At 66.3% G+C, this 20792-nt stretch carries 17 protein-coding genes; 12 read left to right on the top strand and 5 right to left on the bottom strand.

All coding sequences use genetic code 11. The annotated features are described in order from the left end of the window. Window positions 1–304: 304 nt before the first annotated feature. On the bottom strand, window positions 305–757 hold the full coding sequence (locus GGR48_RS17135) for a GatB/YqeY domain-containing protein (protein ID WP_183953054.1): 453 nt from the start codon (window positions 755–757) through the stop codon (window positions 305–307). A gap of 140 nt (window positions 758–897) precedes the next feature. On the opposite strand from GGR48_RS17135, the gene carA reads away from it, so the two are divergent. The 5 genes from carA (at window position 898) to GGR48_RS17110 (ending at window position 6993) form a co-directional block, all read left to right on the top strand. Further along, window positions 898–2079, top strand: coding sequence for a glutamine-hydrolyzing carbamoyl-phosphate synthase small subunit (carA, locus tag GGR48_RS17130; protein ID WP_183953053.1), 1182 nt, complete (start codon window positions 898–900; stop codon window positions 2077–2079). 35 nt (window positions 2080–2114) lie between these two features. Further along, window positions 2115–2444, top strand: a complete 330-nt coding sequence (locus GGR48_RS17125; RefSeq protein WP_183953052.1) for a GIY-YIG nuclease family protein — start codon at window positions 2115–2117, stop codon at window positions 2442–2444. 2 nt (window positions 2445–2446) lie between these two features. After that, the gene (gene carB, locus GGR48_RS17120; RefSeq protein WP_183953051.1) at window positions 2447–5779 is read left to right on the top strand and encodes a carbamoyl-phosphate synthase large subunit; all 3333 of its coding nucleotides are present in this window, start codon (window positions 2447–2449) and stop codon (window positions 5777–5779) included. Window positions 5780–5873: 94 nt separating this feature from the next. After that, on the top strand, window positions 5874–6350 hold the full coding sequence (gene greA / locus GGR48_RS17115) for a transcription elongation factor GreA (RefSeq protein WP_183953050.1): 477 nt from the start codon (window positions 5874–5876) through the stop codon (window positions 6348–6350). Between the two features lie 4 nt (window positions 6351–6354). Beyond that, complete coding sequence (locus GGR48_RS17110) at window positions 6355–6993, top strand: rhomboid family intramembrane serine protease (protein WP_183953049.1); 639 nt, start codon at window positions 6355–6357, stop codon at window positions 6991–6993. Window positions 6994–7353: 360 nt separating this feature from the next. Here GGR48_RS17110 and GGR48_RS17105 read toward each other — a convergent pair whose 3' ends face one another. Further along, on the bottom strand, window positions 7354–7569 hold the full coding sequence (locus tag GGR48_RS17105; protein WP_183953048.1) for a DUF4170 domain-containing protein: 216 nt from the start codon (window positions 7567–7569) through the stop codon (window positions 7354–7356). A 126-nt stretch (window positions 7570–7695) separates the two neighbouring features. On the opposite strand from GGR48_RS17105, the gene GGR48_RS17100 reads away from it, so the two are divergent. Further along, window positions 7696–8946, top strand: a complete 1251-nt coding sequence (locus GGR48_RS17100) for an NAD(P)/FAD-dependent oxidoreductase (RefSeq protein WP_183953047.1) — start codon at window positions 7696–7698, stop codon at window positions 8944–8946. Between the two features lie 213 nt (window positions 8947–9159). Here GGR48_RS17100 and GGR48_RS17095 read toward each other — a convergent pair whose 3' ends face one another. Continuing rightward, entirely contained in the window at window positions 9160–9867 is a 708-nt protein-coding gene (locus GGR48_RS17095) for an FCD domain-containing protein (RefSeq protein WP_183953046.1), read from the bottom strand. A 214-nt stretch (window positions 9868–10081) separates the two neighbouring features. Here GGR48_RS17095 and GGR48_RS17090 point away from each other — a divergent pair, with 214 nt between their 5' ends. The 3 genes from GGR48_RS17090 to GGR48_RS17080 all read left to right on the top strand — a co-directional run bounded on the left by GGR48_RS17090 (window position 10082) and on the right by GGR48_RS17080 (window position 13832). Continuing rightward, complete coding sequence (locus GGR48_RS17090; RefSeq protein WP_183953045.1) at window positions 10082–12049, top strand: CocE/NonD family hydrolase; 1968 nt, start codon at window positions 10082–10084, stop codon at window positions 12047–12049. Between the two features lie 186 nt (window positions 12050–12235). Continuing rightward, entirely contained in the window at window positions 12236–13405 is a 1170-nt protein-coding gene (locus GGR48_RS17085) for a GAF domain-containing protein (protein ID WP_183953044.1), read from the top strand. After that, the gene (locus GGR48_RS17080) at window positions 13371–13832 is read left to right on the top strand and encodes a response regulator (protein WP_206362414.1); all 462 of its coding nucleotides are present in this window, start codon (window positions 13371–13373) and stop codon (window positions 13830–13832) included. The genes GGR48_RS17085 and GGR48_RS17080 overlap by 35 nt, the downstream gene beginning before the upstream one ends. A gap of 61 nt (window positions 13833–13893) precedes the next feature. Here the strand turns inward: GGR48_RS17080 and GGR48_RS17075 are convergent, their stop codons facing one another. After that, window positions 13894–14310: a MarR family winged helix-turn-helix transcriptional regulator gene (locus tag GGR48_RS17075; RefSeq protein ID WP_240455901.1), complete on the bottom strand. Its 417-nt coding sequence runs from the start codon at window positions 14308–14310 to the stop codon at window positions 13894–13896. Window positions 14311–14451: 141 nt separating this feature from the next. Between GGR48_RS17075 and GGR48_RS17070 the strand changes: the two genes are divergently transcribed. The 3 genes from GGR48_RS17070 to GGR48_RS17060 are packed head-to-tail and all read left to right on the top strand — an operon-like array spanning window position 14452 to window position 18715. Continuing rightward, on the top strand, window positions 14452–15648 hold the full coding sequence (locus tag GGR48_RS17070; protein ID WP_183953041.1) for an HlyD family secretion protein: 1197 nt from the start codon (window positions 14452–14454) through the stop codon (window positions 15646–15648). Beyond that, window positions 15645–17234, top strand: a complete 1590-nt coding sequence (locus GGR48_RS17065) for an MDR family MFS transporter (protein ID WP_420854045.1) — start codon at window positions 15645–15647, stop codon at window positions 17232–17234. Before GGR48_RS17070 ends, GGR48_RS17065 begins: the two co-directional genes overlap by 4 nt. An 8-nt stretch (window positions 17235–17242) precedes the next feature. After that, the gene (locus GGR48_RS17060) at window positions 17243–18715 is read left to right on the top strand and encodes an efflux transporter outer membrane subunit (protein WP_183953040.1); all 1473 of its coding nucleotides are present in this window, start codon (window positions 17243–17245) and stop codon (window positions 18713–18715) included. A 55-nt stretch (window positions 18716–18770) separates the two neighbouring features. Here GGR48_RS17060 and GGR48_RS17055 read toward each other — a convergent pair whose 3' ends face one another. Further along, on the bottom strand, window positions 18771–20600 hold the full coding sequence (locus tag GGR48_RS17055) for a methyl-accepting chemotaxis protein (protein ID WP_183953039.1): 1830 nt from the start codon (window positions 20598–20600) through the stop codon (window positions 18771–18773). Between the last annotated feature and the right edge of the window lie 192 nt (window positions 20601–20792).

Here is a 20792-nt window from a genome sequence, read left to right as displayed (position 1 = left end):
AACCAAAAGAAATCGGCCATCACACCGCCTCCTCACAGAGGCAGTGAATCACCATCACGCACATAACGGAAGCCAGTTATTGGGTCCGGACCCTAAGTTCTCGCGCCTTCCGCGTCGGGCGGTTTTCGCGGAAGGGCCGGGGGCCCTCCCCTCGGTCCCCTCCCGCTTGCGGGAGGGGATGCGTTTGTGGCGGGGGGCATTCCTCTCCACGAAGCGCAACAGGCTCCCCTCCCGCAGGCGGGAGGGGTTGGGGGAGGGGACTCCGCTTGCGATCGAAACCCCGCACTCGCCCCACTCCCCAACCTTACGCCAGCGAAGCCTTCACCAATCCACTCGCCTTGCTCATATCCAGCACCGCCGCATGCCGCGCCTTCAGCTCGGCCATGACGCGCCCCATATCCTTCATGCCGCTCGCCCCGATCTCCGCCTTGATCGCCTCGATGGCGGCCTTGGTCTCATCCTCGGTCAGCGTCTGCGGCAGGAAGCGCTCGATCACCGCCACTTCCGCCTTTTCGGCATCGGCCAGTTCCTGGCGACCGCCCTGTTCGTACATGGCAATCGATTCGCGGCGCTGCTTGACCATCTTCTGCAGCACTTCGATCACGACCATATCGTCATCGGCGGGCGTGGTCCCGGTGCGGAGTTCGATGTCGCGGTTCTTGATGGCGGCCTGGATCAGGCTGATCGCCGCGCGGCTTTCCTTGTCGCCCGCTTTCATGGCGGCCACCTGCGCGGCCTTGATGTCGTCGCGAATCATGTTTTTTCCGTCTTGTCTGAAAGGCGGGGACGATAGCCGATGGAACCAATTCCGTGAACCGGTTGACGCGAACGCCCGATGGCCCTAGCGGACGCCACTTAGCGACATTGCAGACATTTTAGCAGGAGTGCCCGCCGATCATGGCCGACGCCAAGCCATTCGCCATGCCCGAAAAGCCTGAAGGCGCCACGGGCGTTCTCGTTCTGGCGAACGGAGACGTGTTATGGGGGCGCGGTTTCGGCGTCGAGGGTGATGCCGTCGGCGAGGTGTGCTTCCACACCGCGATGACCGGCTATCAGGAGATCATGACCGACCCGTCCTTCGCGGGCCAGATCATCACCTTCACCTTCCCGCATATCGGCAATGTCGGCGCGAACCCCGACGATATCGAGGCGGACGCGCCGCACGCGCTGGGCATGATCGTCCGCGAGGACCCGACGGCCCCGTCCAACTTCCGCGCGATGGAGAACCTCGCCGGGTGGATGGCGCGGCACAACCGCATCGGCCTGGCGGGCATCGACACCCGCGCGCTGACCCGCCGTATCCGTGCCGCCGGCGCGCCCAACGGCGTGATCGCCCATTCGGCCGTGGGCGAGTTCGACATCGCCGCACTGCTGGAGAAGGCACGCGCCTGGCCCGGCCTGGAAGGCATGGACCTCGCCAAGGACGTGTCGACCGAGCTGCATTATGGCTGGGGCGAGACGCGCGAAGGCGGGCTGTGGCGGCTAGGCTTCGGCTATGCAGGCGCGGAGGGCGAGGATCGCCCACACGTCGTCGCGATCGATTATGGCAGCAAGCACAACATCTTCCGCAACCTGGTTCAGGCGGGCGCGAAGGTGTCGGTGGTCCCCGCCACCGCTTCTTACGAGGATGTGATGGCGCTGAACCCGGACGGCATCTTCCTGTCCAACGGCCCCGGCGATCCGGCGGCGACGGGCGAATATGCGGTGCCGGTGATCCGCCAGCTGCTCGAGACCGGCAAGCCGCTGTTCGGCATTTGCCTGGGCCATCAGCTTCTGGGTCTGGCGGTCGGCGCCAAGACCACCAAGATGCACCAGGGCCACCGCGGCGCGAACCACCCGGTCAAGCGCCTGTCCGACGGCCTGGTCGAGATCACCAGCATGAACCACGGCTTCGCGGTCGAGCGCGAGACGCTCCCTTCGAACGCGCGCGAGACGCATGTGTCGCTGTTCGACGGGTCGAATGCGGGGCTCGAACTGACCGACCGCCCGGCCTTCTCGGTCCAGTACCACCCCGAAGCCTCGCCGGGGCCGCAGGACAGCTTCTATCTGTTCGAGCGGTTCGTGGGGTCGCTGCGTTGAGTGGGCGGCCTACCAAGGCAAGCCCATCGGGAGTTGTGTACGTCGTTTCTGCGGAAGCCCTTTACGATGAACATGGCAATCCTAGGCGCGGCACCTACTATACAAAGATTGGTATGACTGGGAATTTGCTTGTCCGAGGATCGGGGCGCCAGCAAACTGCCGAGTTTTGGCTTCAAACCTTTGGACTCGGTGGTATAAAGGTTCATTTTCAGGAGTTTCATGAGCAGGCTTTCTACATTGAAAAGCAGGTTCATGCTCATCTGAACTTGCGCGACTTGAAGAATCAGTGCGGCAAATCTCGAGAGAGTTTTAACATTAACCCAGAAGAGGCGGTTGCGATCGTCCGGAAGTACATGGGACTTTAATCTTGCCAAAACGCACCGACATCTCCTCCATCCTCGTCATCGGCGCAGGCCCGATCGTCATCGGTCAGGCGTGCGAGTTCGACTATTCGGGCACGCAGGCGATCAAGGCCCTGAAGGAAGAGGGCTATCGCATCGTCCTGGTCAATTCGAACCCGGCGACGATCATGACCGATCCCGAGCTGGCCGACGCGACCTATGTCGAGCCGATCACGCCTGCGGTCGTGGCCAAGATCATCGAGAAGGAGCGTCCCGACGCGGTCCTGCCGACCATGGGCGGCCAGACCGCGCTGAACACCGCGCTGGCGCTGTTCCATGACGGCACGCTGGAGAAGTTCGGCGTCCAGATGATCGGCGCCGATGCCGAGGCGATCGACAAGGCCGAGGACCGTCAGAAGTTCAAGGTCGCGATGGAGAAGATCGGGCTGGAATCGGCCCGCTCGGCGATCGCGCATTCCGAGAAGGAAGCGCTGGAGGGCCTGGAGAAGGTCGGCCTGCCCGCCATCATCCGCCCCAGCTTCACGCTGGGCGGCACCGGCGGCGGCGTCGCGTATAACCGCGAGGAGTTCATCGCGATCGTCCGCGCCGGGCTCGACGCCTCGCCGACGACCGAGGTGCTGATCGAGGAATCGCTCCTCGGTTGGAAGGAATATGAGATGGAGGTCGTGCGCGATCGCAACGACAATTCCATCATCATCTGCTCGATCGAGAATATCGATCCGATGGGCGTCCACACCGGCGACTCGATCACCGTCGCGCCCGCGCTGACCCTGACCGACAAGGAATATCAGATCATGCGCAACGCCAGCCTGGCGGTGCTGCGCGAGATCGGCGTGGAGACGGGCGGCTCGAACGTGCAGTTCGCGGTCAATCCGAAGGACGGCCGCCTGATCGTCATCGAGATGAACCCGCGCGTGTCGCGCTCCTCGGCGCTGGCGTCGAAGGCGACCGGCTTCCCGATCGCCAAGGTCGCGGCCAAGCTGGCGGTCGGCTATACGCTGGACGAGATCGAGAACGACATCACCGGCGCGACCCCGGCCTCATTCGAGCCGACGATCGACTATGTCGTCACCAAGATTCCGCGCTTCGCCTTCGAGAAGTTCAAGGGTTCGGAGCCGGTGCTCTCGACCGCGATGAAGTCGGTCGGCGAAGTGATGGCGATCGGCCGCAACATCCACGAGTCGATGCAGAAGGCGCTGCGCGGCCTGGAGACGGGGCTGAGCGGCTTCAACGATGTCGAGCATCTGGTCGGTGCGCCCCGTGCCGAGATCGAGGCGGCGCTGGCCAAGGCGACGCCCGACCGGCTGCTGATCGCCGCGCAGGCGCTGCGCGAAGGCTTCACCGTCGCCGAGGTCCATGCGATCGCCAAGTACGATCCCTGGTTCCTGGAGCGGATCGCCGAGATCGTCGCGGCCGAGGCCGAGGTCATGCAGAACGGCCTGCCGCAGGACGCGGCCGGTATGCGTCGTTTGAAGGCGATGGGCTTCTCTGACAAGCGGCTGGCCTATCTGGCGCTCCAGTCGGCCAATCTGCGCGGCATGGATCGCGGCATCGCGCGCGGCTCGGGCCTGATCCACGAGGTCGTCAAGATGATGACCGGCGGCGTGACCGAGCAGGAGGTGCGCGAGCATCGCCAGAAGCTGGGGGTGCGTCCGGTCTTCAAGCGGATCGACACCTGCGCGGCCGAGTTCGACGCCAAGACGCCGTATATGTACTCGACCTATGAAGCCCCGACCTTCGGCGAGCCGGAGGACGAGGCGGTGCCGAGCGACCGCAAGAAGATCGTCATCCTCGGCGGCGGTCCGAACCGGATCGGGCAGGGGATCGAGTTCGACTATTGCTGCTGCCACGCCTGCTTCGCGCTGGCGGATGCGGGCTATGAGACGATCATGGTCAACTGCAACCCGGAAACGGTCAGCACCGACTATGACACCTCGGACCGGCTCTATTTCGAGCCGCTGACCGCCGAGGACGTTCTGGCGATCCTGGATGTCGAGAAGTCGAAGGGCGAACTCGTCGGCGTGATCGTGCAGTTCGGCGGCCAGACCCCGCTGAACCTCGCCCGCGCGCTGGAATCGGCCGGTATCCCGATCCTGGGCACCAGCCCCGACGCCATCGACCTGGCCGAGGACCGTGAGCAGTTCGCCGCACTGGTCGACAGCCTCAAGCTGCTCCAGCCCAAGAACGGCATCGCGCGCAGCCGCGAGGAAGCGCTGATCGTCGCCGATCGCGTTGGCTATCCGGTGCTGATGCGCCCCAGCTTCGTGCTGGGCGGCCGCGCCATGGAGATCGTCGACGGCCCGCAGCAGCTGGAGGATTATATCCAGACGGCGGTGCAGGTGTCGGGCGACGCGCCCGTCCTCATCGACCAGTATCTGCGCGACGCGATCGAGGTGGACGTGGACGCGATCTGCGACGGCGATCAGGTCGTCGTGGCGGGCGTGCTCCAGCATATCGAGGAAGCGGGCGTCCATTCGGGTGACTCGGCCTGTTCGTTGCCGCCGTACAGCCTGTCGGCGGAGATCATCGCCGAGATCGAACGCCAGGCCGAGGCGCTCGCGCGTGGCCTGAACGTGCGCGGCCTGATGAACATCCAGTTCGCCGTGAAGGACGGCCAGGTCTACCTCATCGAGGTCAATCCGCGCGCCAGCCGCACCGTGCCCTTCGTCGCCAAGGCGATCGGCACCCCCATCGCCAAGATCGCCGCGCGCGTCATGGCAGGCGAGAAGCTGGCCGACCTGCCGCCAATCGATCGCCACATCGATTATTATGCGGTCAAGGAAGCGGTCTTCCCCTTCGCGCGCTTCCCCGGCGTCGATCCGGTGCTGTCGCCCGAAATGAAGTCGACGGGCGAAGTCATGGGCATCGACCCCGACTTCACCACCGCCTTCGCCAAGTCGCAGCTGGGGGCGGGCACGGTCCTGCCGACCGAAGGCGCGGTCTTCATCAGCGTGAAGGACGGCGACAAGGAACAGATCGTTCCCGCCGCCCGGATGCTGGCCGAGGCGGGCTTCGCGATCGTCGCGACCGGCGGCACCGCCGATTATCTCGATCGCGCAGGAGTCGCTGTCGAGAAGATCAACAAGGTCGCGCAGGGGCGTCCGCATATCGTCGACCGGATCAAGGACGGCGGCATCACCCTGATCTTCAACACGACCGAGGGGTGGCAGAGCCTGAAGGACTCCAAGCCGATCCGCGAAGCCGCGTTGGGGCAGAAGATTCCGTACTTCACTACGGCACCCGCCAGCATCGAGGCGGCGAAGGCGATTGCGGCGTCCGGCACCCGTGGTCTTGAAGTACGTCCCCTGCAATCCTACTATTCGCGTTCGCACAACTGATCCCGACATGAGAACATGATGTGCTGGCGGGCCGTTCGTCCCCTTGGGGAGGGCGGTCCGTACCGGGAATGCGTAAGAATTGGGGACTAGGAATATGGCGACCGTCGAAAAGATGCCGATGCTCCAGGAGGGCTATGACAAGCTCACCCAGGACCTGCGGCGTCTGAAAGAAGAGCGGCCGCTGATCGTCGACGCGATCGAGGAAGCGCGTGCACACGGCGACCTGTCCGAAAACGCCGAATATCATGCGGCCAAGGAACGCCAGGGGCAGGTGGAGGCGACGATCGCCGACATCGAGGACAAGCTGAGCCGTGCGCAGATCATCGACCCGAAGGACCTGTCGGGCGACAAGATCGTGTTCGGCGCCACCGTCACGCTGCTCGACGAGGATGACAAGCCGGTCAAGTATCAGATCGTCGGCCAGACCGAGGCGGACGCCAAGACCGGTCGGATCAGCTACAACTCGCCGCTCGGCCGCGCGCTGATCGGGCGCAAGCTGGACGAAGAGGTCGAGGTGACGGTGCCGTCGGGCGACCGCTATTATCTCGTCAGCAAGATCGAATTCATCTGATCCGATGAACTGGACAGCGGCACGGGCGACGACGGTCATCGCGGCCGTCACGGCGATCGTGTCGCTGTTCCTGATCCTGACCGGCCTGGTGCCGGATGCGGCGGTGGGCGCGGGGTTCATCCCGTTGCGTTTCGAAGGGGCGGCGCTGCCCCCCGATTTCGGTTTTGCGGTGCCGACCATCCTGACGCCGCTGACCGCCACGCTGATCCATGGCGGGTTCGCGCATATCGCTTTCAACCTGATCATGCTGATCTATTGCGGCGCGCAGACCGAGCGCGCGCTGGGGCCGCGCGGGATCGCGATCCTCTATGTCGTGGGCGCCTATGCCGCCGCGATCGCGCAGTATTTTCCCGATCCCAATTCCCCCATGCCGATGATCGGCGCGAGCGGGGCGATCTCGGCGATCGTCGGGGCCTATGCACTGCTCTTCGGGCAACGGCGTGCGACGCGCGGCATCGCCGGCCTGTCGGCGGAGCTGACGCATGTGCTGTGGCTGGCGGCGGGCTGGATCGGTATCCAGCTGCTGATCGGCTATGCCGGGATGGGCATGGGCGCGATCGCGGTCGCGGCGCATATCGGCGGGTTCGTGGCGGGGCTGGTCTTCGCCAAGCCGTTGCTGTTGTGGCGTTATCGTAACGCCTGAGGCGGGTGGGATTTTATCGTCCGCGCTGTTCGGTCACGGCGAAGTTTCGGGCCACGACCCGGACTCGACAATGGCCACCGTTTTCCCATGCACTTCGATTTCGCTCAGTGCGAACGGAGCTGGGGCTTAGCGCAAACGGCCGTTCAGCCTGAGCGCAGTCGAAGGCTACGACCCAACCTCGGCCAGTGACCACCGTTTTCCCGTGCACTTCGACTTCGCTAAGTGCGAGCGGAGGGGGGCGGCTCAACCAGGCACTCGGCACGAGCGCGATGCGGTTTATGGGTAGAGTTCCTAATCCCAAACGCCGTTCAGCCTGAGCGAAGTCGAAGGCCACGCCCTCAACTTCGCCCAAAACTAGGATCAGTCGAGCGCCGGCTCCAGCAGGCGGTGCAGGTGGACGACCACGAACTTCATCTCCGCATCGTCGACCGTCCGCTGCGCGGCGGCGCGCCAGGCCTTTTCGGCGCTGGCATAATCGGGGAACACGCCCACCACTTCCAGCGCGGCGGGATCGACGAAGTCCAGGGTCTGCGGGTCGCTGACGCGGCCACCGAAGACGAGATGCAGCTTGCTCATGATGTCTCCTGAAGAATTGCCCGCTCCCTAGCGGCAAGCAGCCCGCGATTGAAGATGCTCTTTCGCGCTCGCAACGCTTTGTCATGCCCGGTGACAGCCGGGCCGGTTCCATTCTAGGGAACGGGCATGACGCACAGCCCGACCCCGCCCGCCTCCTATGACGTCCTGATCGTCGGCACCGGCCATGCCGGCGCGCAGGCGGCGATCGCGCTGCGGCAGGAGGGCTTTGCCGGCACGATCGCGATGATCGGCGAGGAGGCCTATCCCCCCTATGAACGCCCGCCGCTGTCCAAGGAGTATCTGGCGGGCGACAAGCCGTTCGAGCGGATCATGATCCGGCCCGAGCGCTTCTGGGAGGAACGCGGCGTCACCTTGCGTCTGGGCGAGGAAGTCACGGCGGTGGATGCCGACGCGCGGTGTGTCACGACCGCCGCCGGCGCGGTGATCGGCTATGAGCATCTGATCTGGGCGGCGGGCGGCCATGCCCGGCGGCTGAGCTGCGCGGGCCATGATTTGGCGGGTGTCCACGGCGTCCGTACGCGTGCCGATGTCGACAGGCTGATCGCCGAACTGCCCGGCGTCGAGCATGTCGTGGTCATCGGCGGCGGCTATATCGGGCTGGAGGCGGCGGCCGTGCTGACCAAGTTCGACAAGCAGGTGACGATCGTCGAAGCACAGGATCGCGTATTGGCGCGCGTCGCGGGTGAGGTGTTGTCGCGCTTCTACGAGGCCGAGCACCGCGCGCATGGCGTGACCGTGCGATTGAACGAAAGCGTGACCTGTCTCGAGGGCGAGGGGGTGGTCACCGGTGTCCGGCTGATGGATGGCACGGTGCTGCCTGCGCAAATGGCGATAGTCGGGATCGGTATCGTGCCGGCGGTCGCGCCGCTGCTTGCCGCAGGGGCTGTCGGCGACAATGGCGTGACCGTCGATGCGCAGGGGCGGACCAGCCTGCCGCATGTCTTCGCGGTCGGCGACTGCGCCGCGCACGCCAACGACTTTGCCGGCGGGGCGGTAATCCGGCTGGAGTCGGTGCAGAACGCCAATGATCAGGCGACGACAGCGGCGCGGACGATCGCCGGGCGTGAGGCGGCCTATCATGCGGTGCCCTGGTTCTGGTCCAACCAATATGATCTGAAACTGCAGACGGTCGGGCTGTCGATCGGGCATGACCGCGCCATCCTGCGCGGCGATCCGGCGACGCGGAGCTTCTCGATCGTCTATCTTCGTGCGGGCAAGGTGATCGCGCTCGATTGCGTCAACACGATGCGCGACTTCGTGCAGGGCAAGGCGCTGGTCGCCGGAGGCGCGGTCGTGGGGGAGGATGCGCTAGCCGATGCGACGCGGCCGTTTAAGACGCTCTGGCCGTTGGGGTGAGGGCCGGATTTTAAACCATGATGATAGGATGTTTACAGGCCGGATGGATTGAGGCCGCTGTACGGCTTTTCCTCCCCTGAAAGGGGAGGGGGACCATCCGAAGGATGGTGGAGGGGTGTCGCCCTCTCGATAGCGGGGACACCCCTCCGTCAGGCCTTCGGCCCGCCACCTCCCCTTCCAGGGGAGGAATAAGCTGAATGTCGATCTAGCAGCTTAGCTGGCCAGCGCGCGTTCGGTGTCCTCTCGGGCCTGGTCGACCAGCACGATCGTCGCGGCGCGCGCGGCGGTGGCGTCGCCTTCGGCGATGGCGGCGAAGAGCTGGCGGTGCTCGGGCATCGAGTCGCGGGGCATCCGGCTGCCGCGATGCTTGTACAGTGTGGTCCAGCGGACCGCCGCGCCGATGCTGCCCGACAGGCTGATCAGCAGCTCGTTACCGGTCGCCTCCAGGATGATGTTGTGGAACAGCTGGTCGGCGGCGCGGCCCTGTTCGGTGTGGAGGCCATGTTCGCCCATCGCCTCCAGCGCGGCACCCATGCGCGATAGCTGGCGCGTGTTGCGGCTGAGCGCGGCGAGCTCGGCGGCGGCCGGCTCGACGATCAGGCGCAGCTGGAACAGGCTGTTGACGAAGCCGGCGGGCGGCTCGCCCTCGAACATCCAGGCCAGCAGGTCGGGGTCTAGGAGATTCCACTCCAGCCGCTCGCGCACGCGGGTGCCCGCCTTGGGCTTGCTGACCACCAGTCCCTTGGCCGACAGCATGCGCAGCGCCTCGCGCACCACGGAACGCGACATGCCGCGCTGCTCGGCGATCTCGACCTCACCCGGCAGGGTCGATCCCGGCGCGATCCGCCCGGTGACGATCGCGATACCGATGTCGCGGGCCAGCGCGCTATGGGCGGGACCGCGTCGTTTCACTATCGTCACTCGGCCGCATCCTCCCGTGATACCGATGGCAATGTCATGCCTTGATCGACCCTTCTATGGGCGAGGGGCGGCAAAGGAAAGCGGGCTGACGCGATCGCCGTGACTTGCATGGTAAATGTAACAATGTATCGTTCGAGCATCTTGCCGGTTGCCGTGCCGTCACGCGCACGGCACGATGGCGCATCCACCGGTTCTTGAGGGGTTCCGTTCGTCCATGACTCTCCGCACCTGCCTGCTTGCCGCGAGCGCGCTCGCCATCCTGACCCCCGCGACGGCGCAGCAGCGTCCCGCGCCCGCCGCCGCGCCGGTGAAGGTCGTCACGGACTCGACGGTCAGCGACATCCCGCCCAACTTCACCCCGCCGACCAATGTCGCCGAGCGCGATTATGACAAGCGCGTGGTGATGGTGCCGATGCGCGACGGGACGAAGCTCTACACCGTCATCGTCGTGCCCAAGGGGGCGGTCAACGCCCCGATCGTCCTGACGCGCACGCCCTATAATGCGGCGGGCCGCGCCAAGCGGTCCGACAGCACCCGCATGATCGAGGCGCTGCCGCTGGCCGATGAGGAATTCGTGAAGGCGGGCTATATCCGCGTCTATCAGGACATTCGCGGCAAATACGGCTCGGAGGGGGATTATGTCGTCACCCGCCCCGTCATCGGTCCGCTGAACGCGACCAAGGTCGATCATGTCACCGACGCCTATGACACGATCGACTGGCTGGTGAACAAGGCGAACCTGCCGGAATCCAACGGCCGCGTCGGCATGATCGGGTCATCCTACGAGGGCTTCACCGTCGTCATGGCGCTGCTCAACCCGCACCCCGCGCTGAAGGTCGCGGCGCCCGAAAGCCCGATGATCGACGGCTGGATGGGCGACGACTGGTTCCATTACGGCGCCTTCCGCCTCGCCAACATCGCCTGGATCGGGTCGCAGACCGGATATAAGGGCGAGGGGACTGCACCGTCGAGCGGCGGCTATGACGATTACGAGAATTTCCGTTACGGCTCGGCAAACGATTGGGCCCGGAAGTCGGGTTACGACCAGCTGCCCTTCTGGCAGCGCATCGTCCAGCATCCGTCCTACGACTATTACTGGCAGGGGCAGGCGCTCGACAAGCTGCTGGCGGCCAATCCGTCCAACGTGCCGACGCTCTGGGAACAGGGGCTGTGGGATCAAGAGGACATGTACGGCGCGATCACGGCCTGGGAAGCGCTGAAGGCCAAGGGCAAGATCGGCAACAATCATCTGGTCATGGGGCCGTGGCGGCACAGCCAGATCAACCGCACCGGCTCCAGCCTGGGGCCGTTCCAGTGGAATGGCGACACCGCCAGGCAGTTCCGCGAGGACATGGTCCTGCCGCTGTTCAACCAGTATCTGAAGGACGGGCCGGCCGCGAACCTGCCGGCGGCCGCGATCTACAACACCGGTGAAAATCACTGGGACAAGCTCAGCCAATGGCCGCTCGCCTGCCAGAGCGGGTGCGCCGCGCCGCTGACCCCGCTCTATCTGTCGGCGGACAAGGGGCTGAGCTTCCAGATGCCGGGTGCGGGGCAGGACAGCTATGTCTCCGACCCTGCCAATCCGGTGCCGCATCTCTCGCGGCCGGTGAACTTCAACGATGGCCGCTGGGGTGATTGGCTCGTCAGCGATCAGCGTCATGTCGATGGCCGCACCGATGTCGTCACCTACAGCACGCCCGTTCTGACCCAGGCGGTGCGTGTCTCGGGCGCGCCGATCGCCGACCTGTTCGCGCGGACGACGGGCACCGATGGCGACTTCGTGGTGAAGATCATCGACGTCTATCCGGCGGAGAATGCCAACGACCCCAAGATGGGCGGCTATGAACTGCCGATCAGCCTCGACATCTTCCGCGGCCGCTATCGCCAGAGCTTCGCCAACCCCAGCGCGATCCCGGCGGGCAAGGTGCAGGAATATAAGTTCCGCCTGCCGACCGTGAACCATGTGTTCCAACCGGGGCACCGGATCATGATCCAGGTCCAGTCGAGCCTGTTCCCGCTCTATGACCGCAACCCGCAGACCTTCGTGCCCAACATCTTTACCGCCAAGCCCGGTGACTATCGCAAGGCGACGATCACGCTGGAGCGCGGCGGGGCGAATGCCAGCCGGGTGTGGATGCCGGTGGTGCCGGTCGATCAGTCGGCGGTGACGGCGCGGTAAGGACGCATGGTGGAGGGGTGTTCCCCTATCGAGGGCGGGACACCCCTCCGTCAGGCCTGACGGCCTGCCACCTCCCCTGCAAGGGGAGGAAGGCTGTGACCGGCGATCAGTGGCTGTTAACGGCGGTTCATCGCAATTCGGCCATCGCCCCTTGGAGCGCGGGGCGGCAGTCGTTATCATTCGCATGTGGCCCCTTCCACCACCTTCACCCTGGCGCCGTTGCCGTTCGTCGACGACGTGATCGCGCCGGTCGTGGGCGATCCCGATGCCACGCGTCGCTATCTGGCGCTGATCGCGGCGGCGACCGATCGCCTGATGGGGGCCGATGACCCCGCGCTGATGATCGAGGCGCTGTTCGAGCTGATCCGCGACGAGCTGCGGCTGGACCTGTTCTTCAATTTTCGGCGTGACGGCGATGTCGTTCAACTGGAGGCTTGTGGCGGGCTGACCCCGGCCCAGCAGCGCGCCGTCATGGGGCTCGACGTTGGAGGCTCGCTATGCGGCCGGGCGATGCGTGAGCGGCGGGTGCTGCATCTGGCGGGTATCCAGCGATCCGATGACCCCGCCGCTGCCTTTGTCCGTTCGGTCGGCATCGACGTCTATCTGTGCATGCCGCTCTTCTATGGTGAACGACTGCTCGGCACGCTCAGCTTCGGGCGGCGCGCGGCCGCGCCTTTTACCGACGAGGAGCAGCGGTTGATGTCGCTGCTGTGCCATTATGTCGCGCTGGCCAAGCATCGCCTGCGGATCGAGCAGGCGCTGCGTGAGGGGATCGAGACGCAGACGCGGTTGCTCGCCGAGCTGAACCACCGCGTTCGCAACGCGCTGCAGGTCGCGATCGGGCTGGTGTCGAACGAGGTGCGGAGCGCCGCCGATCCGGTCACCCGTGCCGCACTGGCGCGCGCGGCGGAGCGGTTGCAGGTGCTGGCCAGCGCGCATCGCCCGCTCTACGCGACCGCCGAACCCGGACTGGTCGATCTGGCCGCGCTCTTCGGCGACGTGATCGGGCAGTTGCGCGGCGACGAGGCCGCGCCCGAGATCATCGTGCCCGAACCGGTCGCGGTCCCGATCGAACGCGCGGTGGCCGCCGCGCTGCTGCTCGATACGCTGTTGACGGGGCCGACCGCCGTGCCGCGCATCGTCATGACGATGTGTCGCGACGGCGGGAACGAAATATTGCGCATCGCGTTTGACGGCGTTGGATGGGAGCGTGGCGTCGATCTGGTCGGGACGGATCGTCTGATTTCGCGGCTCTGCCATCAATTGCGTGCGACGCTGACGAGCGAGGGAAGTGGGTGCCTGATTTTGGTCATGCCGCATGATGGCGGCGAACATCGGCACCGCGTCCCGGACTGACGAAAACCGTTTCGGCAGCGAGGCGCTCAAGCTGCTGATCGTCGAGGACGAGGCGCTCGTGGCCATGCTCGTCGAGGATGCGCTCACCCTCCACGGCCACCACGTCACCGGCATCGCCGATACCGTCGCCGCCGCGATCGACCTGGTCGAGGCCGATCGCCCCGATCTGGTCCTGTGCGACGTCAAGCTGGCGGACGGTGACAGCGGGATCACCGCGGCGCAATTGATCGCCGATCGCGGCATCCCGTGCGTTTTCCTCAGCGGCAATTGCCCGCACCAAGGCGGGCACCCGCTGGTCATCGGCTGCATATCGAAGCCGTTCCGAGCGGGCACGCTGGGGGCGGCGGTTCATGCCGCCTATGTCATCGCGCAAGGGGGCCGACCCGGCGACACGCCTGCCGCATTGCGCCTCTATAACGCGCAATAGGGGCGGCGACCGACGTCAACGATCGAGGGGGGAAGGGGCTATGCCAGGAGCAGGGCGGGACTTAGCGACCGGTGGCCCAGGAACCGGGCAGATCCTCGACCTCGGCGGCGATCGCATCTTCCAGCTTGGCCAGGATATGGTCGAGCTGCGAGGCTTCCTCCGCCGTCAGCGTACCGAACGCCAGATCGACGACCGCGCGCCGCAACGGCTCGGTCTGTTCCAGCACCTGTCGGCCGGTTTCGGTGATGTCCAGCCTCTTGGCCCGCCGGTCGACCGGATCGGGCACGCGCCGCACCAGTCCGTCGCGCTCCATCGTATCGATCGCCTGGGTGACCGTACGCGGCGCCAGGCTGAAGCATTCGGCGATGTCGGCGGCACGTACCGGCGCATGCTTGTTCATGAACATCAGCATCTTGGCCCGCGCGAGCGAGGCGCCCTGCGCCGCCATGCGCCGGTCGAGCAGCCGATGGAGGCGCATATACAAGCGCCCGTAGCGCACGAGCAGGGGTTCGAGGTCAGCCATAATGTGAGGTAACTCAATAAATGGTCTTGCCTTATTGTGCAAGCGCGAGCAAATGCACGGTCAAGTTCTATTGATTCCATCGACAGGGAGGCCGGCATGGCCGACGCTAACCAAGTGAATGACGGCCAGGAAAGCGCCGCGACCGACGAGGCCCGGGAAAGCCCGGTGGAAACCGCGTCGCCGCAGAAGAAGCGGCGCATCCGCCTGATCCTGATCATCGTCGCCGCCGTCGCGATCATCGGCGGCGTGTTCTGGTATGCGCGCTACAAAAGCGTCGGCCAGTATATGCAGTCGACCAACGACGCCTTCATCCAGGCCGATGCGGTCACGGTCGCGCCCAAGGTGTCGGGCTATGTCGACAAGGTGTTCGTCGGTGAAAACCAGGCGGTGCAGGCCGGTCAGCCGCTGCTTCAGATCGATACCCGCGATTACCGTGCGCAGACTGCGCAGATCGAGGCGCAGATCGGCGTCGCCCGCGCCAATGCCGAGGGTGTCCAAGCGCAGATCAAGGAACAGCAGGCCGCGATCGACCGGGCCGAGGCCGATCTCCGCGCCGCGCAGAGCGATGCCGCCTTCGCCCAGGCCGAAGTCGCGCGCTACACCCCGCTCGCCGCGTCGGGTGCCGAAAGCCGCGAGCGCCTGTCGCAGTTGCAGAACCAGGCGCGTCAGGCCAATGCCAAGGTCGCGGCCGCCAATGCCGCGCTGTCCGCTTCGCGCCGCCGTATCGGCACGCTGAACGCACAGGTCCAGCAGGCCCGTTCGCAGGGGCAGGCCGCCAGGGCGCAGCTCGACGCCGCCGAGGTCAATCTCGGCTCGACCACGATCCGCGCCGCGATCGCCGGCCGGGTCGGCAACAAGACGGTGCGCGTCGGCCAGTTCGTTCAGGCCGGCACTCGCACCATGTCGATCGTGCCGGTCAGCCAGCTCTATATCGAGGCGAACTTCAAGGAAACGCAGCTGGGCCTGATGCGCCCCGGCCAGCCGGTGAAGATCGAGGTCGACGCGCTGGAAGGTGTCGAGATCAAGGGCCATGTCGAAAGCGTGGCACCGGGTACCGGCGCGCAATTCTCGCTGCTGCCGCCGCAGAACGCGACCGGCAACTTCACCAAGATCGTGCAGCGCATCCCCGTCCGTATCGCGGTCGACGCCGATCCGCAGACGCGCAGCCTGCTCGTGCCCGGCATGTCGGTCGAGGTGGTCGTCGACACCCGCTCCGCCAAGGGCGCGCTGAAGCGTATCGCCGAACAACAGGACCAGCATAACGAAGCGCGGGAGGGGGCGCGGGGCCGGTGAGCGCCGCTGCGGCCCCCGCCCGGGGCGGCCCGGCCAAGGCACCCGCCCGCGCGAGCGGCGGTGCCCCGGCCAAGGCCGACCTGACCGCCTGGCTCGCCGTCGCGGCGGGCAGCATCGGCGCGCTGATGGCGACGCTCGACATCTCGATCGTCAACTCCGCGCTGCCCACCATCCAGGGCGAGATCGGCGCGAGCGGCACCGAGGGAACGTGGATCGCGACCTCCTATCTGGTCGCCGAGATCATCATCATCCCGCTGTCCGCCTGGCTCGAGCGGCTGCTCGGCCTTCGCACCTTCCTGCTGATCGCCTCGATCCTGTTCACCGCTTTTTCGGTGCTGTGCGGCCTGTCGACCAACTTGACGATGATGATCGTCGGGCGCGCGGGACAGGGCATCACCGGCGGCGCGCTGATCCCGACCGCGCTGACCATCATCGCCACCCGCCTGCCGCGCGAGCAGCAACCGATCGGCACCGCCTTTTTCGGCGTCACCGCCATTCTGGGCCCCGTCATGGGGCCGCTGATTGGCGGCTGGCTGACCGAGAATATCAGCTGGCATTACGCCTTCTTCCTCAACGTGCCGGTCGGCGCGGTGCTGGTCACGCTGTTGCTCGTCGGCCTGCCGCACCAGAAGCCGCATCTGTCCGAGCTGATGAAGGCCGACTGGCTGGGCATCGTCGGCCTGGCGCTCGGCCTGGGCGGCCTGACCGTCGTGCTGGAGGAAGGGCAGCGCGAGCAATGGTTCGAATCGCGTGAGATCATCGAGCTGACCATCCTGTCGCTCATCGGCTTCGGCCTGCTCTTCGCCGGTCAGTTCGTGGCGTCGCGCCCGGTCATCCGGTTGAAGCTGCTGCTCGACCGCCAGTTCGGCAGCGTGGTGATCATGGGCATCGTCTTGGGCATGGTGCTCTACGGCACCTCCTATGTGATCCCGCAGTTCTTGGCCTCGATCGCCGGCTATAACGCGTTCCAGGCGGGCAAGGTCGTGCTGCTCAGCGGCATTCCCAGCCTGATCATGATGCCCTTCACCCCGATCCTAATCAAGAAGGTCGACATCCGCATCGCGGTGGGGCTTGGCCTGGGCATCATGGCGCTGAGCGCCGGGATCGACACGGTGTTGACCGCCGATTCGACCGGTAGTTCGTTCACCGATTCGCAGCTCCTGCGCGGCGTCGGCACGATCCTGGGCATGTTGTTCCTGAACCAGGCGGCGATCTCCTCGGTGCCGCCCGAGCAGGCGGGCGACGCCGCCGGTTTGTTCAGCGCGGCGCGCAACCTGGGCGGCTCGTTCGCGCTCGCCGGTATCGCGACCGTGCAGGATCAGCGCAGCTTCCTGCATGAGCGCCGGCTGGAGGAATCGCTGTCGGCCAATGCCCAGTCGGTACAGGACTGGATCGGCGGGCTGACGCAGCAATTCGGCAGCACCGAGGCGGCCTATCGCATGATCGGCAACACCATCCGCCAACAGGCGCTCGTGATGACCTATAACGACCTGTTCTTCATCCTGTGCGTCGGCATCATGATGGTGATGCCGCTCGTCCTCTTCCTCCGCCCGCTGCCCCAGGGCGGCCCCGTGGCGATGCATTGAGACCCATGATGCGCAAGCAGCTTTCCCTGATCCCGCTTCTCCTGCTGGGGGCCTGCACCGTCGGGCCGAACTATGCCGGCCCGCCACAAGGCGTGGGCTCGGCCGCGACGCCACCGGCCGGCTTCGTGCGCGTCGACACCACGCTGGCGACCACCGCGCCGGCCGTCGCCGACTGGTGGACGACGCTGAACGACCCGATGCTCACTTGGCTGGAGGAGCGGGCGCTGGCGTCCAATCCCAATGTCGCGGTGGCGCAGGCGCGGTTGAAGCAGGCGCGCTCCGCCCTGAGGCTGGAACGCGCCAATCAGGCGCCCAATGCCAATGCCAGCGCGACCTATCTTCACGCTGATCTGCCCGGCCTTAATCTGGGCGGCCAGTCGGGGGAGGGGCAGGGGGATGCCAATGGCGGCGCGGCGAGCGATGGCAATTCGGGTGGCCAGAGCCTCGACTTCTTCAACCTGGGCTTCGACGCCAGTTGGGAGATCGACCTGTTCGGCGGTCGTCGCCGCACCGTCGAGGCGGCGCGCGCCAATGCGGCGGCTGCGGAAGCCAATGTCGCCGACGCGCAGGTCTCGCTCAGCGCCGATGTCGCCCAGGCCTATGTGGGTCTGCGCGACGCACAGCAGCGGCTGATCCTGGCGCGTGAGGCGTCGCGGATGCAGCGCGACACGCTGAACCTGACCGAGCAGCGCTTCCGCAACGGCACCGCCTCGCAGCTCGAGGTCGAGCGGCTGCGCAATCAGGTGGAGAGCACCGATGCGCAGATCCTGCCGCTGTCGGCCTCGGTCGAGACCTATCTGAACGCACTCGCCATCCTGATCGGCGAGGCGCCGGGCACGCTCGACCAGCGGCTGGGTCAGGCGGCGCCGGTGCCGTTGCCGCCCGCGCAGGTCGCGGTCGGCGATCCGACCGCGTTGCTCCAGCGCCGCCCGGACATTCGGGCCGCCGAGCGCAATCTGGCGGCGCAGACCGCGCGCATCGGCGTCGCGGAGGCCGCCAAATTCCCGCGCCTGAACCTGATGGGGATCATCGGCATCGGCGGCACCTCGCTCGACGCGCTGACCGATCTCGACAATCTGGTGACGGTCGGCGCGCCGATGCTGCAATGGAACGTGCTGAACTTCGGCCGCGCCAACGCTCGTGTCGGCCAGGCCGAGGGCGCGCGCGACGAGGCCGAGGCACAGTATCGCGGCGCCGTTCTGTCGGCGCTGCGCGATGCCGAGGATTCGCTGGCCCGGTTCCGCGCGCGGCGCAACACGGTCGCGACGCTGGCGCGGGCTAAGGCCTCGGCCGACCGTTCGGCGGCGTTGATGCAACAACGTTACCGCGCCGGGGCCGCGACGATGATCGACACCCTCGACGCCGAGCGCCAGCGTGTGTCGGCGCAACAGTCGCTGTCGCAGGCGGTCGCTGGGCTGACCAACGACTATGTGGCATTGCAAAAGGCGCTGGGCCTGGGCTGGCGCGCGTCGCAGTCGTAAGGGGGGCAGAAGGTAGACTGGCGCTTTCGCGTGTGAGCTTGAGCCCGTCCTTTCGTTAGAACGACGACCAGTCATCCTCGTCGATCGCCAGTGCCATATTTCCCACGACGCGCGCACGCGGCGCTGCGGCGCGGCGGGGGGCCGGTTCGGCGGGGGCGGGCTTCGGGGCGGGGGGTGCCGCCATGCTGCCGATGCGGAAGCTGGCGATCTGGCGGGTCATGCCATCGGCTTCGGAGGCCAGGCTGCGGGCCGCTGCCGTGGTCTGTTCGACCATCGCGGCATTCTGCTGGGTCATGCCGTCCATCTCGGCGACGGCGGTGTTCACCTGTTGCAGGCCGGTCGCCTGACGGTCGGCCGAATTGGCGATGCTGGCGACTAGCCCGTCGATGTCGGCGATCCGCTGGATGATGCGGTTCAGTGCCTCGCCCGTCTCGCCGACTAGGCGCACGCCTTCCTCCACCTGATCCGCCGAGGCGGTGATCCGCGTCTTGACGTCCTTGGCCGCGTCGGCGGAGCGCTGGGCGAGCGCGCGCACCTCGCTGGCGACGACGGCGAAGCCCTTGCCGGCGTCGCCCGCGCGCGCCGCCTCGACACCGGCGTTCAGCGCGAGCAGGTTGGTCTGGAACGAGATGCCGTCGATGACCGCGATGATCTCGCCGATTTCGGTCGAGGCGCGCTCGATGCCGCCCATGGCCTCCACCGCACGGCGTACGATCTCGCCCGATTCGCGCGCTTCTTCGCGCGCTTCGCCGACGATACGGTTGGCCTGGGTCGCACCGGCGGCGGTTTCGCGTACCGTCGTCGTAATCTCGTCCATCGCGGCGGCGGTCTCCTCGAGCGAGGCGGCCTGTTGCTCGGTGCGCTGCGACAGGTCGTCCGAGGCCTGGCGGATGTCGCCGGCGCCGTTGTTGATGCTGGTCGCGGCCGTCACCACGCTGCCGAGCGTGCGCTGGAGCGACGATACGGCGGCGTTGAAGTCCTGCTTGATCTGGTTGAACGGCCCGGTCAGCTCGGCATCGACGCGTGCCACCAGATCGCCTTGCGCCAGTTGTGACAACGCCGTGCCGAAGCTGTCGCAGATCAGCCGGGTCTGTTCGTCCTTGGCGCGCTCGGCCGCGACGAGCTGGTCGCGAAGCGCGCCCGTCGCGCCGGCCAGCTGGCCCAGCTCGTCGCGGCGCGTGCCCGAGGGAATGGCCATATCCATCCGGCCCGAGGTCATGCCCTTCAGCGCGTCGATCAGCAGCAGCAGGGGAGCGACGACATGGCGGCGCGTGGCGAAGCCGATGGCTAGCACCAGCGCCAGCGTCGCGAAGGTCGTCACGGCCAGCAGGATATTGGCCAACATCGCCACCCGTGCCGCCTCGTCCCGGACGGCGACCAGATGCGCCTCGATCCGGTCGGACAGGTCGCTCATCCCGCCTTCCAGTTTCTCGAACGCGGTCAGGAAGCGGGGCAGCAGGGCGGAGGCGCGCGCCTTGTCCGTGGTCGCGACCTGCGCGATCTGGTCGGCGGTGGCGATATACTGGTCGACCAGCGGCTGGATACGCCGGGCCTGGGCGGCGACCTCGGGCGCGGCGCCATAGTTCGCATCGGCGAGCACCGACTTGCGCAGCAGCGCTGCATCGTCCGACAGCCCCTCGCGGCTGTGCGCCAGATCGAGGTCGCCGATATTGGCGGCGCGAAGGATCGACAGCACATCGCCGCGCACCGAATCGTGCATCATGTCGGCGGTCATGTGATTGCGCAGCAGCACCGACCCCCGGGTGATCCCGTCGCGCGCCGCCGCCTGTTTGCGATTGGACCAGACATTGCCCGCACCCGACACCAGCACCAGCATGACGATGGCGGCGATCGCGGCGGTGACCATCTTGTTGATCGAGTGCATTCGATCCCTCTGCCCCTGTAAAAGAGCCTGATGCCATAGGAGCGGATGCTCTAATATCGGGTTACCGGGATCGGCGTGAATGAATGTCATTCGCAAGTATAGGAGGGCGTGTCGGTGGCTTTGTCCGCGATCGTCCGGTACGACCAAATAGATCGGCCGTGTTTACCAATTCTCTGAACCCCGGCTGCAGGG

Source organism: Sphingomonas pseudosanguinis (genome assembly GCF_014196255.1).
GTDB lineage: Bacteria > Pseudomonadota > Alphaproteobacteria > Sphingomonadales > Sphingomonadaceae > Sphingomonas > Sphingomonas pseudosanguinis.
This window is presented reverse-complemented; position numbering and strand designations above follow the sequence as displayed.

What these genes read in the sequence shown, in the direction of transcription:
- GGR48_RS17100 (WP_183953047.1), top strand. Translation starts at nt 7,696, where the DNA reads ATGACGCACAGCCCGACCCCGCCCGCCTCCTATGACGTCCTGATCGTC.
- GGR48_RS17080 (WP_206362414.1), top strand. Translation starts at nt 13,371, where the DNA reads ATGGCGGCGAACATCGGCACCGCGTCCCGGACTGACGAAAACCGTTTC.
- GGR48_RS17055 (WP_183953039.1), bottom strand. Translation starts at nt 20,600, where the DNA reads ATGCACTCGATCAACAAGATGGTCACCGCCGCGATCGCCGCCATCGTC.
- greA (WP_183953050.1), top strand. Translation starts at nt 5,874, where the DNA reads ATGGCGACCGTCGAAAAGATGCCGATGCTCCAGGAGGGCTATGACAAG.
- GGR48_RS17135 (WP_183953054.1), bottom strand. Translation starts at nt 757, where the DNA reads ATGATTCGCGACGACATCAAGGCCGCGCAGGTGGCCGCCATGAAAGCG.
- carA (WP_183953053.1), top strand. Translation starts at nt 898, where the DNA reads ATGGCCGACGCCAAGCCATTCGCCATGCCCGAAAAGCCTGAAGGCGCC.
- GGR48_RS17105 (WP_183953048.1), bottom strand. Translation starts at nt 7,569, where the DNA reads ATGAGCAAGCTGCATCTCGTCTTCGGTGGCCGCGTCAGCGACCCGCAG.
- GGR48_RS17070 (WP_183953041.1), top strand. Translation starts at nt 14,452, where the DNA reads ATGGCCGACGCTAACCAAGTGAATGACGGCCAGGAAAGCGCCGCGACC.
- GGR48_RS17060 (WP_183953040.1), top strand. Translation starts at nt 17,243, where the DNA reads ATGCGCAAGCAGCTTTCCCTGATCCCGCTTCTCCTGCTGGGGGCCTGC.
- GGR48_RS17110 (WP_183953049.1), top strand. Translation starts at nt 6,355, where the DNA reads ATGAACTGGACAGCGGCACGGGCGACGACGGTCATCGCGGCCGTCACG.
- GGR48_RS17075 (WP_240455901.1), bottom strand. Translation starts at nt 14,310, where the DNA reads ATGCGCCTCCATCGGCTGCTCGACCGGCGCATGGCGGCGCAGGGCGCC.
- GGR48_RS17090 (WP_183953045.1), top strand. Translation starts at nt 10,082, where the DNA reads ATGACTCTCCGCACCTGCCTGCTTGCCGCGAGCGCGCTCGCCATCCTG.